The organism is Arthrobacter sp. UYCu712, assembly GCF_040547005.1.
Lineage (GTDB): Bacteria > Actinomycetota > Actinomycetes > Actinomycetales > Micrococcaceae > Arthrobacter.
This window is the reverse complement of the sequence record NZ_JBEPOZ010000015.1, coordinates 89,195-101,637: the sequence shown is the minus strand read 5'-3', so window position 1 is coordinate 101,637 and position 12,443 is coordinate 89,195. Positions and strand designations below refer to the sequence as shown.

The 12,443-nt window shown below is 68.5% G+C and carries 13 protein-coding genes; 7 read left to right on the top strand and 6 right to left on the bottom strand.

Translation table 11 applies throughout. The features are described 5' to 3' along the window. A partial coding sequence (locus ABIB51_RS15085; RefSeq protein ID WP_354189379.1) for a YibE/F family protein occupies positions 1–1,408 on the bottom strand: 1,408 nt, incomplete at its 3' end. A 168-nt stretch (positions 1,409–1,576) separates the two neighbouring features. Continuing rightward, positions 1,577–2,950: an FAD-binding oxidoreductase gene (locus ABIB51_RS15080; RefSeq protein ID WP_354189377.1), complete on the bottom strand. Its 1,374-nt coding sequence runs from the start codon at positions 2,948–2,950 to the stop codon at positions 1,577–1,579. Between the two features lie 403 nt (positions 2,951–3,353). On the opposite strand from ABIB51_RS15080, the gene ABIB51_RS15075 reads away from it, so the two are divergent. The 5 genes from ABIB51_RS15075 to ABIB51_RS15055 all read left to right on the top strand — a co-directional run bounded on the left by ABIB51_RS15075 (position 3,354) and on the right by ABIB51_RS15055 (position 6,943). Then, a complete protein-coding gene (locus tag ABIB51_RS15075; RefSeq protein ID WP_354189390.1) occupies positions 3,354–4,106 on the top strand; it encodes an alpha/beta hydrolase in 753 nt (250 codons plus the stop codon). After that, positions 4,106–4,975, top strand: a complete 870-nt coding sequence (locus ABIB51_RS15070; protein ID WP_354189375.1) for a DUF1295 domain-containing protein — start codon at positions 4,106–4,108, stop codon at positions 4,973–4,975. The genes ABIB51_RS15075 and ABIB51_RS15070 overlap by 1 nt, the downstream gene beginning before the upstream one ends. 2 nt (positions 4,976–4,977) lie before the next feature. Next, positions 4,978–5,853 (top strand): lysophospholipid acyltransferase family protein, encoded by an 876-nt coding sequence (locus ABIB51_RS15065; protein ID WP_354189373.1) that lies wholly within the window; start codon positions 4,978–4,980, stop codon positions 5,851–5,853. Positions 5,854–6,026: 173 nt separating this feature from the next. Beyond that, entirely contained in the window at positions 6,027–6,695 is a 669-nt protein-coding gene (locus ABIB51_RS15060; RefSeq protein WP_354189389.1) for a TIGR00366 family protein, read from the top strand. Continuing rightward, complete coding sequence (locus ABIB51_RS15055) at positions 6,695–6,943, top strand: TIGR00366 family protein (protein ID WP_354189387.1); 249 nt, start codon at positions 6,695–6,697, stop codon at positions 6,941–6,943. The genes ABIB51_RS15060 and ABIB51_RS15055 overlap by 1 nt, the downstream gene beginning before the upstream one ends. Positions 6,944–7,016: 73 nt before the next feature. Here ABIB51_RS15055 and ABIB51_RS15050 read toward each other — a convergent pair whose 3' ends face one another. The 3 genes from ABIB51_RS15050 to ABIB51_RS15040 form a co-directional block, all read right to left on the bottom strand. Next, positions 7,017–8,018, bottom strand: a complete 1,002-nt coding sequence (locus ABIB51_RS15050; protein ID WP_354189371.1) for a GNAT family N-acetyltransferase — start codon at positions 8,016–8,018, stop codon at positions 7,017–7,019. Positions 8,019–8,020: 2 nt separating this feature from the next. Continuing rightward, positions 8,021–9,406, bottom strand: coding sequence for a glycine--tRNA ligase (locus ABIB51_RS15045; RefSeq protein WP_354189369.1), 1,386 nt, complete (start codon positions 9,404–9,406; stop codon positions 8,021–8,023). 166 nt (positions 9,407–9,572) lie between these two features. Beyond that, positions 9,573–10,547, bottom strand: coding sequence for a DMT family transporter (locus ABIB51_RS15040; RefSeq protein WP_354189367.1), 975 nt, complete (start codon positions 10,545–10,547; stop codon positions 9,573–9,575). A gap of 33 nt (positions 10,548–10,580) precedes the next feature. Here ABIB51_RS15040 and ABIB51_RS15035 point away from each other — a divergent pair, with 33 nt between their 5' ends. Continuing rightward, the gene (locus tag ABIB51_RS15035) at positions 10,581–10,817 is read left to right on the top strand and encodes an RNA-binding S4 domain-containing protein (RefSeq protein WP_354189365.1); all 237 of its coding nucleotides are present in this window, start codon (positions 10,581–10,583) and stop codon (positions 10,815–10,817) included. A 21-nt stretch (positions 10,818–10,838) separates the two neighbouring features. On the opposite strand, the gene ABIB51_RS15030 is transcribed toward ABIB51_RS15035, so the two are convergent. Next, on the bottom strand, positions 10,839–11,489 hold the full coding sequence (locus ABIB51_RS15030) for an alpha/beta hydrolase (protein WP_354189363.1): 651 nt from the start codon (positions 11,487–11,489) through the stop codon (positions 10,839–10,841). A 70-nt stretch (positions 11,490–11,559) separates the two neighbouring features. Here ABIB51_RS15030 and ABIB51_RS15025 point away from each other — a divergent pair, with 70 nt between their 5' ends. Then, a complete protein-coding gene (locus ABIB51_RS15025; protein ID WP_502916142.1) occupies positions 11,560–12,435 on the top strand; it encodes an SGNH/GDSL hydrolase family protein in 876 nt (291 codons plus the stop codon). Positions 12,436–12,443: the final 8 nt, after the last annotated feature.

The following is a 12,443-nucleotide window of genomic DNA, read 5'->3' as shown; positions in this document are numbered from 1 at the left end:
GCGGCCGGCCCCCCCCCCCGCCCCCCCCCCCCCCCCCGGGGCCCCCCCCCCCCCCCCCCCGCCCCCCCGCCCCCCCCCCCCCCGCCCCCCCCCCCCCCCCCCCGACGACGGCGGGCACGCGGACGGGGGTCCTGACGCCGGGTCCCGTGCCGCCGCCGCGGATACCGGTGGCCTTGACCACGAGCACCGCGATCAGGGTGGTGACCGGAATCGCCAGCACCAGTCCGACGGACCCGACGAGCGTGCGGATGACTTCCTCGGAGAGCTCGGCGCTGGTGAGGGCGTCGCCGAGGGGCCGTTCATAGAGCATCACCAGGATGAGAACCGGCAGGGCCGCGCCGGCGTAGGCGAAGGCGATGGTGTAGACGGTGGAGGCGATATGGTCCCGGCCGATCCGCATGGCGGAGGTGAACAGCTGCCGGGCGCTCGTTTCCGGCGCGAGTTCCCACAGTTCCCACACGGCGGAGGACTGCGTGATGGTGACGTCGTTGAGGACACCAAGGCCGGAGATGATGAGGCCGCACAGGATGATGCCGGAGATGGAGATGTTGTCCGAGATGTTTGTCAGCGTGGCTGCGTCGTGGCTGCCCACCCCGGCCAGGTTGGCGGCGTCAGTGGCCCAGGCCGCAAGGAAGGCGGTGATGCCAAGCCCGAACATGGTGCCCAGCAGCGCCGTCGAGGTCCGGGCGGAGAAGCCGTGCGCGAAGTAGAGCACGCCAATCATGATCACGGTCGAACCCACGAGCGCGAGCAGCAGCGGCGGTTTGCCCTCCACGAGTCCGGGGAGCATGAAGGTCACCAGCACGGCGTAGGCACCGACCAGCCCGATGAGCGCCCGCAGGCCGCGCCAGCGGGCCACGGCAATCACGACGGCGGCGTAGAGCACGGCCAGGAAGATGATGGGCAGGGTCCGGACGAAGTCGACGAAGACGTAGGCCGGCGTGCCCTGGGCCTCGGCGGATCCCTGGGCTTTGGAGAGGTTCAGGTAGCGGATGTTGTCCCCCGCCTTGACGCCGTGGGATTTGGCGACGTCGGGGTTGATGACCACCTTGACCGGGTTGCCGCCCTTGTCCGGTTCGGTGAAGGCGAAGGTGCATTCCGAGCCCTGCTGCGGCGGCTGGCCTGACGCGTCCGTGCCGGGCTGGGCACCATCCGTGCAGCTGGCCGTGACGACCCGCTGGATCTTGCCGGTATCGAAGGTGACGCCCGGCGCGGCAGCGTAGGGACTGGCGAGTTTGATGCCCTCTTTGCTGCCCGAAGGCCAGAGCATCACCATCGCCGCGAGCGTCAGCAGGGTCAACGGGATCAGGACCGCGGCCAGGATCCAGTTCGCCTTTTTCCGGGCGGCGAGCGCCTGCGGCGTCAGCTCCGCAGGTTCGGCCAAGCCATGTGAATGTCCGGCGCCCATCAGCAGTTCAACCTCATGGGGAAAACCTTACGGCGTCGGCGGCTCGCGGCCGGACGCATGACGGAGGCCCGACGGGCATGCGCGGCATGCGCGGCATGCCCGTCGGGGCCGGACACCCGGTGCCGGGAGCGATGAGCCGGCCGGACGACGTCAGGCGGGACGAGCCGGTCAGGCGGACGGAATGTTCTGGTTGACGTGGAAGAGGTTCTGCGGATCGTATTTGGCTTTGATTTCCGTCAGCCTGCGGAAGTTCGGCCCGTAGTTTTCAGCGACCTTGGGCAGGTCATCGCCGTCCATGAAGTTGATGTAGCCCGCGGTGTCGGAGAACGGCTGGAGCGCGGCGGCGTAGTCCCGCACCCAGGCGATGTTCGCTGTGTTGTCCGCCGGGTCATCCCACATACAGGCGATGACGGGCGAGAATTTCGCCGTCCGGTTGGGGAAGGCGGTCTCCATGGCGCCGACGCGGTGCACCGCGCCGTCGATGGGGTAGATGTGCACCGATGTCTGCACGCTGGGCACCCGGCTCCCGTATTCGAGGTGGGCCTTGATGGCTCCGTCGTTGAGTTCCGCCAGGAAGGCCGCCTTCCAGTAGGCCTGCATGCCTTTGGGCAGCAGCGGGTCGAAGGCCGAGTTCAGGAACGTGTAAGGCATCGGCGCCACCATGGAGCCCGCCACCGGCGCGACATCCAGGAATGGCTGCCAGCGGGCCGGGCCCTCTGCCATGTCACCGGTCCACATGCCCACCACCACGCACACCGGCTTGCCATGCCACTCCTCGGGCAGGAACGGGACCGGCGGCCCTTGGTGGAACCCGAGGAAGGCCCCGAACTCCTCCGGGGCGGAGTTCATGGTCTCGCGGTAGAAATCCGCGACGGTCTCGGCGTGCTCCACCGGGTAGATGATGATGCCGGTGTGGACCACGTCCACGGGATGCAGCCGATATTCCAGCGACGTCACGACGCCGAAGTTCCCGCCGCCGCCACGCAGCGCCCAGAAGAGGTCCTCATTCTCGCTCTCGGTCGCGGTGAGGAATTTCCCCTCCGCTGTGACGACGTCGGCGGAGAGCAGGTTGTCGCAGCTGAGCCCGAACTTCCGGTTCAGGTAACCGATTCCGCCGCCGAGTGTCAGCCCGGAAACGCCGGTCGAACCGACGATGCCGCCGGTGGTCGCCAGCCCGAAGGCGTGCGTGGCGTGATTGAAATCGGCCCAGGTTGCCCCGGCCTCGGATCGGGCTGTCCCGCGTGCCGGATCCACCCGGACACCCCTGGTGTTGACGAAGTCGATCACCAGGGCGTCATCCGAGGTTCCAAAACCCGGGGCGCTGTGGCCTCCCCCGCGGACGGCCAGGTCCAAGGAGTTGTCCCGGGCGAAGTTGACGCAGGCAATGACATCTGCCACTTGGGATACCCGGACCACCGCGGCCGGCCGTTTGTCGATCATGCCGTTGTACACCGCACGCGCGGCGTCGTAGTCCGCATCGGCAGACGTGATGATCTGCCCGCGGACCTGTTCGCGGAGGCTGTCGAAGCTGATTCCGTTCATTTTCTGTACCGTCTCATGTTCTGTATCGGGGAAAATGTGTGATGAAACCCGATCCGGACGGTGACTGTGCTCCCAGCCGGCGTGGGGTCCGGAGGTTTACCAGCAAAGGCCTACTCCTCCGGCCCTGCCCCGTCAATAGGATCCGGGGCCAAGAGGATCCGGGGTCAAGAGGATCCGGTCCCCGCCCAAGGCCCGTGACCGTGACGGGGCCCAGGGAGCCCGCGGCCGGCGGCGTCCGCCCGGCCCATCTTTGCGCGGTGCCGCTCCGAATGGTCAATGGGCATGTCCCCCCGGAACCCGGGAGGACCCGGCCGGTCAGCGGCCCAGCCGCAGACCTTGAACTGCGGACACGGCGCCTTATGGTTGGTAATTGACGGATGAAGTGGAGGACACCGGCGTGGCGATACGCAAGATAGACGACCGCGAGACCGGGGTGGCTGGCCAGGCCGGTACCCCGCAGGCGGTCCTGACCATTGCCGAAGCCGCCGGGGAGACCCGCGGCGTGGCCCTGGTCCTGCACGGCGGCCGGGCGGACAGCTACGAATCGGTCAGCGCCCGGCATCTCAGCCCGGCCCGGATGCTGCCTTTCGCCCGGGCCCTCCGCACCCGCGGCGGCCCCCACGGGCTGGCGGTGTGGACGCTGCGGAACCGCTACCGCGGCTGGAACGGGGCGGACATGTCCCCCGTCCAGGATGCGCGCTGGGCCCTCTCGCACATCCGCCGGGACCATCCGGGCGTGCCCGTCTACCTGTTGGGCCATTCCATGGGCGGACTGACCGCGCTCTGCGTTGCCGATGATCCGCAGGTGGAAGCCGTGGTGGCGCTCGCGCCCTGGCTCGACGGCAAAACCCCGGTGGCGCCCGTCGCCGGCCGCCGCGTGCTGATCGTGCACGGCGCCGAGGACCACTGGACAAGTCCCGCCAACTCGCTCGCCTACGCCCGGCGCGCCGAGGCCGTCGCGGAGTCCGTGGACTATGTTTCACTCAAGAGTGCCGGGCATTTCATGCTGACCCGGGTGGGCCTGTGGAACTCGCTCGCCAACGGGTTCGTTTTGGACGCGTTCGGCAACAGTGCGGGGACCGACTTCCGGGGCAGCACCGAGGCTTTGCGGAGCCTGCTGCCCGCCGCCGGCGCGGCCCTGCCGGTGGTGTTGTGATGCCCGCCTTCCCGCTTGAGGCCTTCCTCGCCAGCCTCCCGTGGGCTGCCGCCGGGCTTGTGCTGCTGCTGGCGGCGACCTTTGCCGTTGCGGTCCGGCAGAGCCGCCACTCCGTCATCGACACCGTGTGGGGGCTCGGCTTCGTCGTCGTCGCAGCCATCTCCTGGCTGCTCTCCGCAGGACACGGCGACGGCGGACGCCGCCTGCTGCTCCTGGCCCTCGTGGCCGTTTGGGGCATCCGGCTGGCCGTCCACATCGGGCTCCGCGCCCGTGGCGGGCACGAGGACCCGAGGTATGTGGACATGCTCTCCACGGCCCCCGGCTCGCGGAACGTCTATGCGCTGCGCCGCGTCTACCTCCCCCAGTCCGTTGTGCTGTTCTTCGTCTCGCTCACCGTGCAGGTCGGCATGTTCAGCACCGGGGGCCTCGGCCGGCTCGCCATCCTCGGCGCCCTGCTCTGGATCGTGGGCTTCGTCTTCGAGACAGTCGGCGACTGCCAGCTGGCACAGTTCAAGGCCGACCCCGCGAAGCGCGGTACTGTGCTCAACACCGGCCTCTGGCGCTACACCCGCCACCCCAACTACTTCGGTGACGCGGCCGTCTGGGCCGGCCTCTTCCTCGTCGCCGCCGATTCCTGGCCCGGTGTGCTGACCATCCTCTCCCCCGCCCTGATGATCTGGACTCTCGCCGGCAAGACCGGCAAGCCGCTGACCGAAAAAGCGATGTCCGCCCGCCCCGGCTACAAGGAATACATCGAGTCCACGTCCGGTTTCCTTCCCTGGCCGCCCCGCCGGCCGCGAAACGGCGGACGCCCCGCCGGGCCCGAAGCCGACGGGCCCGAAGCCGACGGACACCAGGGCGGGCGCTGACCATGGCCTGGCGGCCCGAGCCCAACGACCGTTTCTACCGCGTCATCGTCCGCACCGGCCTGGCGCTGCGCCGGCTGTTCCGGATCCGCGTCATCGTCACCGGGCGGGAGAACCTCCCGGCACCGGAGCCCCCTGCCGGGTCCCCCGCAGGCTCGTCCCGACGCGCGATCCCGGGCCAGGGCGCCGTCGTCGCGATCACCCACTTCGGCTACCTCGACTTCGCCTTCGCGGAACTGCTGCTGTGGTGGCACAGCCGGGCCCAGATGCGGTTCCTGGTCACCCAGGGCGCGGCCGACCACTGGTTCGCCGGACCCGCCATCAGCGCCGCCGGCCATGTTGTGGTGGGCTACGAGTCGGGCTCCCACGCCTACGATGCCGCCGTGCAGAAACTCCGGGACGGCGAATACATCGCCATCCTGCCCGAGGCCGGGGTCAGCCGCAGCTTCCGGGTCCGTGAATGCAAGACCGGCGCGGTGCGGATGGCAGCCGAGGCCGGAGTGCCGATTATCCCGGTCTCCATCTGGGGCTCCCACCGGCTGATGACCCGCCGCGTCGTGAACCGCCGCCTGTCGACCCGCGGGTTGCTTACCGGCGGGGGCGGCTTCTCCCCGCGCCGGGCCTGGCGTGCCCCGGTCCGGATCCACATCGGGAAGCCGATCCGCGTTGACCCCTCGGCGGATGTCCAGGCCGCCACTGCCAGCTTGCGGAGCGTCCTGCAGGCCGGGATCGACGCCGGCATCGCGGACTTCCCGCTGGACCCGGCCCCCGGCGCGTGGTGGATGCCGGCGGACCTCGGCGGCGGTGCCCCCAGCGAAGAGGAGCGGCAGCAGCTGGACAAGGCCGAGGGCCCGCGGCGCGCAGGCGGCCGCCGCCGATAAGCCCGGTTACCGCGCGCGCCCTGACTAAACTCCAACGAGAACAAAATCACACTCGCACTCAATGGAGAAGTACTCCTCTGCGGCAAACACAGTCCTGACGAAAAGCGGAATCGAAGAACGCGGTCTCGCCCGTAAGCCCAACTTGGACCGAGACATGGTTCCCGGACGCCTACATCTTCGCCCTCGCCGGCGTCGTCATCATCGCCGTGGCCGCCCTGGCCATCGGCGCCTCGCCCCAGTCGATCGCCGATTCCTTCGGCAACGGTTTCTGGGACCTGACCGCCTTCACCCTGCAGATGGCCATGGTGGTCCTCACCGGCTACGTCGTGGCGACCTCCCCGCCCGCGGCGAAGCTCATCAACCGGCTGGCGCTGATGCCGTCCACGGCCCGCACGGCCGTGAGCTTCGTGGCACTGATGTCGATGTCCGTCTCGTTCCTCAACTGGGGCCTCAGCCTGATCTTCGGCGGCCTGCTGGCGCGGGCCATTGCCCGCCGCAAGGACCTGACCGTGGATTACCGCGCACTCGGCGCGGCCGCATTCATGGGACTCGGCGCCGTCTGGGCGCTTGGACTGTCCTCCTCCGCGGCGCAGCTGCAGGCCGCCGCCGCGTCGCTGCCTCCGGCGCTGCTGAAGATCACCGGCATCCTGGACTTCGGCACCACCATCTTCACCTGGCAGTCACTGCTGACCCTGGCCATCCTGCTGGCCCTGACCACCGTGATTGCGCACTTCTCCGCCCCCCCAGGGCGGCTCCGCGCACCTGGCCGAGTTCTTCTCCGACATCGGCGGCCCTGGTGCCGTCCGGCGGCGGCAAGTGGCTCGTGGAAGTGCCGTACGTGATGCAGTCCGCGACCCACGTCAACATGAACCTCGGCTGGACCGTGCAGATCTACAACATCGCCGAGGCCCTGCCGAACCTGATCAACCCGTTCTTTATGCTGCCGCTCCTTGCCGTGCTGCGGCTGCGGGCCCGCGATCTGGTGGGCTTCACGTTCCTGCAGTTCATCTCCCACCTCCCGGTGGTGCTGCTGCTGGTGTGGCTGCTGGGCATGACTTTCGACTTCGTCCCCCCGGTGATGCCCAAGTAGGACCGGCCGGCACCTCGTTAAACCAAAACGACCCGCAGTTGTGGACAACTGCGGGTCGTTTGGGTTTAAGTCACTACTCGGGGTCAGACACGACCAGGGTCTCCGCACCCTGGACGCGGGCCTTGCCGCTTTCCAGCAGCGGTTCGACGACGCCGGTCACGGCCGCCATGGCGCCGTCCAGTTCCAGCAGCACGGGGTGCTGGAACGCGATCAGCGCCAGGAGGTCACGGACCGCGGCGCGTGCCTCCTCCAGCGAGAGCGCCGGATCGTGGCCCAGGAACACCTCGGTGGGCTGGCCGGACGTCGCCTGCGCCGGCTCCTCCCCGCCGACGGGGGCAAGCTCCGCGTAGCTGATCGCAAACGCCTCGAGCCGGCCCTTCCGGCTGGCCGGCACGCCCGGGCCGAAGGCACTGGCCCTCGGGGCACGGAGGACGATCGCGCCGTGGGCGCCGCTGAGCTCGGCCAGGAACACGCGCTGCACCGTGGCGATGCTGAGGTCCCCAGGGCTGTCCCAGCCGTGCACGGCCGTGTAGTACCGGCCCACGACGTCGCTCAGCTCCACCGAACCGGTAGCGAGGTCCTCGACCTGCTCGGCGGCGGCGGCCTCGGACCCGTCGCCGAAGACCGGCAGCTTAAGCGCTCCCGGCTCCAGGACCACCAGGCGGGAGCGCTGGATCGGTGCCAGGCCCGCTGCCTCCGCGAAGGCGGCACCGGGTGTGCCGGGTTCCACCTTGCAGCGGAGCCTGGTGACGCCCGACGGCGCCTGCCCGGCTTCGTGCCGGAGCATGCTCAGCAGCGTGGAGCCGACGCCGGTGCGGCGGTGCTGCCGGTCGACCTCGATGTAGGCCCACAGCCGTTCCGGGTGCAGTGAGGCCTCGTGGACCACGCCGGCCGCGACCGGGATGGCCACGCCGTCGACGACGTCCTCAGCCACAATGCAGCGGCGCCACGGGGAGTTGCCCGAGGGTGCCAGCGTGCCGCGGAACTGCCCGGCCTGGACGGTTTCCGGGCCGCCCCACATCTCGAGGAGGGCGAGGTCGTCGCCGTCGCGCCATTCACGGTATTCGATCGCCATGATCAGGCGCCGATCAGCCGTGCGGCCAGGTAACCCTCCACCTTGTCCAGGGAAACGCGTTCCTGGCTCATGGTGTCGCGTTCGCGGATGGTGACGGCCTGGTCGTCCAGGGTCTCGAAGTCCACCGTGATGCAGAACGGCGTACCGATCTCGTCCTGGCGGCGGTAGCGGCGGCCGATGGCGCCGGCGTCGTCGAACTCGATGTTCCAGTTCTTCCGCAGCTGGGCGGCGAGGTCCTTGGCCTTCGGCGACAGGTCCTCGTTACGGCTCAGCGGCAGCACGGCGGCCTTGACCGGGGCCAGCCGCGGATCGAGCTTGAGCACGGTGCGGATGTCGACGCCGCCCTTGGCGTTGGGTGCCTCGTCCTCGGTGTACGCATCGATCATGAAGGCCATGAAGGAGCGGGTGAGGCCGGCGGCGGGTTCGATCACGTAGGGCGTGTAGCGCTCGTTGGTGGCCTGGTTGAAGTAGCTCAGGTCCGTTCCGGAGGCCTTGGCGTGCGTGGAGAGGTCGAAGTCGGTGCGGTTGGCGATGCCTTCGAGCTCGCCCCACTCCGAGCCCTGGAAGCCGAAGCGGTATTCGATGTCCGTGGTGCCCTTGGAGTAGTGGCTGAGCTTGTCCAGCGGGTGCTCGAAGAACCGCAGGTTGTCTTCCCGGATGCCCAGGCCGGTGTACCAGGACATCCGCTCCTTCATCCAGTACTCGTGCCACTGCTCATCCGTGCCGGGCTCGACGAAGAATTCCATTTCCATCTGTTCGAACTCGCGGGTGCGGAAGATGAAGTTGCCCGGCGTGATCTCGTTGCGGAAGGACTTGCCGATCTGGCCGATGCCGAACGGCGGCTTCTTGCGGGAGGTGGTGAGCACGTTGCTGAAGTTGACGAAGATGCCCTGGGCGGTTTCGGGGCGCAGGTAGTGCAGGCCCTCTTCGCTGGCGACGGGGCCGAGGTAGGTCTTGAGCAGGCCGGAGAATTCCTGGGGCTCGGTCCATTCGCCGCGGGTGCCGCAGTTGGCGCAGGCGATGTCCTTGAGGCCGTTCTCGGCGGGACGGCCCTTCTTTTCTTCGAATTCCTCCAGGAGGTGGTCCGCGCGGTAGCGCTTGTGGCAGGAGAGGCACTCGACCAGGGGATCGGAGAAGACATCGACGTGTCCGGAGGCTTCCCAGACCTGGCGGGGAAGGATGACGGACGAGTCCAGGCCCACCACGTCTTCGCGGCCGCGGACCACGGACTGCCACCACTGGCGCTTGATGTTTTCCTTCAGCTCCGCGCCGAGGGGTCCGTAGTCCCAGGCAGAACGGGAGCCACCATAGATTTCACCGGCCTGGAAAACGAAACCCCTGCGCTTGGCGAGGGAAATGATCTGGTCGAGGACGGATTTTGCTGCCATGGGAACTCCAATTTCTACAGGGCCGCTGGGTGCGGTCCGCGGTTTCAGCCCTGGAACCCCGGCTGGTTGCCGGACAGGGCACTAAGACGCAAAACAATATGCCGACAAGGCACGGGAATGATTGCGGTGCAGGAAGCTGCGCCTCCTAGCCTACCGGGCTGACACCTCAGCGTGACCCCTTCAGCGCACCCCGGGGCCAGGGCAGCGTGGCCAAGATGATGGCGGCAAGTGTCAGCACCGTCCCGAGCACCGTGGGAAGCGCCACCACGGTGCCGGGTGCCGGAAAGGCGAGGTCCAGGCCGAGCGAGCCCAGCAGCTGGCCGGAAATCATGCCGAGCCCCGTGACGAGCACGCCCAGGCTGCGCACCAGCAGGGCACCCACTCCGATGAAGATGCAGCCCAGCGGGCCGCCGAGGTAGTACCACCACTGCCCCGGGAGGGGGTTGCCCGCGCCGGCCACCGCCAGCTTGACCAGCCAGGCGATCCACAGCACGGCTGTTCCGGAGATGAAGTTCACCAGGGTGGCCGTGATGGGGGTGCCGTAGTGAACCGTGGCGGTCCCGTTCATGGCCTGCTGGAAGCTCATGAGGAACCCGGCCAGCACGGGTAGCAGCACGGGCACCAGCAACTGCAGGAGCTGTTCGCCTGCTCCGCCAAGCCGCGGGGACACGGCCCAGGCGACGGCGGCGACGGTCAGGACGCTTCCCAGCACCCGGATGCCGGTGATGGGCTTCTTGCCGGCCGGGCCGATCCCCATCCGGTCCACCAGCAGCCCACTGAGGGTCTGGCCGGTCACGGCCGCCACGGTGAAAAGGGCTACGCCCAGCAGGCCGACGGTGAAGGACTGCGTGAACACGAAGAACGCGCCGATGCAGCCCGCCAGGACGTAGTACGGCGGGAACTCACGGTTCCGGACGGCCGGCAGGACCCGGGCCAGGCCCGCCCGGCCCTTCGGGAGCCCGAGCGAAATGGCGATGATCAGCACCAGCCCCGTGCTGAAACTCACCACCGCGGCGGCGATGCCGTCCGCGAGCGCGACGCCCAGCGCGCCGTTGATCCTGCCCTGGACCGGCATGAGGAGGCCGGCCGCCACGGCAAGGGGAAGCCCTGCGAGGATCGGCGGGCGGGATGTGTGGGTCATTGCTGTCACCTTACGTCAGGCATTATTGCTTGTATGAGCAACCCGGAAATTGAAGAAATCCCCATCCGCGACGACATGATCCGCCTGGGGCAGCTGCTGAAGCTCGCCAACCTGGTCGAGGACGGTGTGGAGGCGGCTGAACTGATCAAGAGCGGGCTCGTCAAGGTCAACGACGAGATCGATGACCGCCGCGGCCGCCAGCTCCATCACGGCGACACCGTTACGGTGAACGGGCAGACCGTGCGGATCACCACCCCGGCCGGGGCTTAACCGCGGGGGCGCGGCGGGCCGCTACTTCGTCAGGACCTCGTGCGTGAGGAACTCAGACACGTGGCCCACTTCCTGCTGGTTGATGCCGTGCCACATGCCTGTGTAGAGCACCTTCGTCAGCTTCACGTGCCGGCGCACCCAGCCCATGGTGAACTCGATCTTGTCCGGTGTTATCACCGGATCCTGCTGGTCCCGGCCCCAGAACATCGGCACGGTTCCGTCGAGTTCGGCGTCGTGGAAGCTGGGGTCCGAGTCGGCGTCGACGGCAAAACCGGACAGCCCGACGACGGCGGCGAAGTCGGCGGGCCGCTGCCGCAGCAGCGTGGTGGCCATGGCCATGCCCATGGAGAAGCCCAGCAGCGTCACTGAGGAATGGTTCGCCTTGACCGAGTCGATCCAGTCCAGGACGTACTCCGAAGCCGCCTTGACGGCGTCGAGCGAATAGTCGATGGAGGCCGTCAGCGGGAACCAAGTGAAGCCGGGGCCGGTGACAAGGGGTGCCCGCACCGAGGCCACCGCGAAGTCCCCGGGAAGCATGTCCGCCAGGCTGAGCAGGTCCTGCTCGTTGGCGCCGTAGCCGTGCAGCAGGACCAGGAGCGGCTTGCCGGCGCGCTCCTCCTCGGGCTTGGACCATAGGACAACGGGGGCGGGAAAGGCAGCGGCTTCAGTCATGGGTCCATTCTTGCAGTTACCCCGAAGTAACAAGCTGCGGTGGCGTAGCTTTGCAGAAACAGTGCAGGATATGAAGGTGAGCGAAACCGAAGCCATGGAGAATTCGCCAGACAGCGTCGTAACCCACCCCTGGACCCGCTACGTGGCCATGGGAGATTCCTTCACGGAAGGCATCGGCGATCCCGAGCCTGCCAGCCCCGGCGGACACCGCGGCTGGGCGGACCGGGTGGCCGAGGAACTCAGCCGCGGGCATATCGACTTCGCGTACGCCAACCTGGCGGTCCGCGGCCGGCTACTGCAGCAGATCGTGGACCAGCAGCTGGCGCACTGCCTCTCCCTCAAGCCGGACCTCGTGACGCTCTCCGCCGGCGGCAACGACCTGATCCGGCCCGGCGGCGATCCCGATCTGCTGGCCGAAAGGCTGGACTCGGTGGTGCAGATCCTGAGCCTGGGCGGCGCCACGGTGGTCCTGTTCAACGGCCCGGACACCGGCTCCTCCGTGCTGGGCCGGATCCGCAGCAAAGTGGCCATCTACAACGAGAACCTCCGCACCATCGCCGCACGCCACGATGCCGTCATCGCGGACATGTGGGCGTTGCGCCAGCTGAACGATCCGCAGATGTGGGACGCGGACCGCCTGCATTTCTCCCCGCTGGGCCACCACACCATCGCGGCCATGGTGCTGGATTCGCTCAACATCCAGCACACCCTGGAGCCCCTCTCCCCCAAACCCCTGCCGCAACGCAGCTGGCGGGAGGCCCGCTCCGGCGACCTTGTGTGGGCCCGGGAGTACTTTGTGCCTTGGGTGGTCCGCAGGCTCCGGCACCGTTCCTCCGGGGACGGCATCACGGCGAAACGTCCCCTGCCGGGACCAGTGTTCGGCCCCGGCGTTCCGCTGGGCTCGGGGGAAGGCCCCCCGGGCGCCCAGGATCCCGTGCGGTCGTAGCGGCCCGA

Bases quoted from the DNA above. Each gene is read 5' to 3' on its own strand.
- ABIB51_RS15080 (WP_354189377.1), bottom strand. From the start codon at position 2,950: ATGAACGGAATCAGCTTCGACAGCCTCCGCGAACAGGTCCGCGGGCAG.
- ABIB51_RS15070 (WP_354189375.1), top strand. From the start codon at position 4,106: ATGCCCGCCTTCCCGCTTGAGGCCTTCCTCGCCAGCCTCCCGTGGGCT.
- ABIB51_RS15065 (WP_354189373.1), top strand. From the start codon at position 4,978: ATGGCCTGGCGGCCCGAGCCCAACGACCGTTTCTACCGCGTCATCGTC.
- ABIB51_RS15055 (WP_354189387.1), top strand. From the start codon at position 6,695: ATGCAGTCCGCGACCCACGTCAACATGAACCTCGGCTGGACCGTGCAG.
- ABIB51_RS15050 (WP_354189371.1), bottom strand. From the start codon at position 8,018: ATGGCGATCGAATACCGTGAATGGCGCGACGGCGACGACCTCGCCCTC.
- ABIB51_RS15045 (WP_354189369.1), bottom strand. From the start codon at position 9,406: ATGGCAGCAAAATCCGTCCTCGACCAGATCATTTCCCTCGCCAAGCGC.
- ABIB51_RS15040 (WP_354189367.1), bottom strand. From the start codon at position 10,547: ATGACCCACACATCCCGCCCGCCGATCCTCGCAGGGCTTCCCCTTGCC.
- ABIB51_RS15035 (WP_354189365.1), top strand. From the start codon at position 10,581: ATGAGCAACCCGGAAATTGAAGAAATCCCCATCCGCGACGACATGATC.
- ABIB51_RS15030 (WP_354189363.1), bottom strand. From the start codon at position 11,489: ATGACTGAAGCCGCTGCCTTTCCCGCCCCCGTTGTCCTATGGTCCAAG.
- ABIB51_RS15025 (WP_502916142.1), top strand. From the start codon at position 11,560: ATGAAGGTGAGCGAAACCGAAGCCATGGAGAATTCGCCAGACAGCGTC.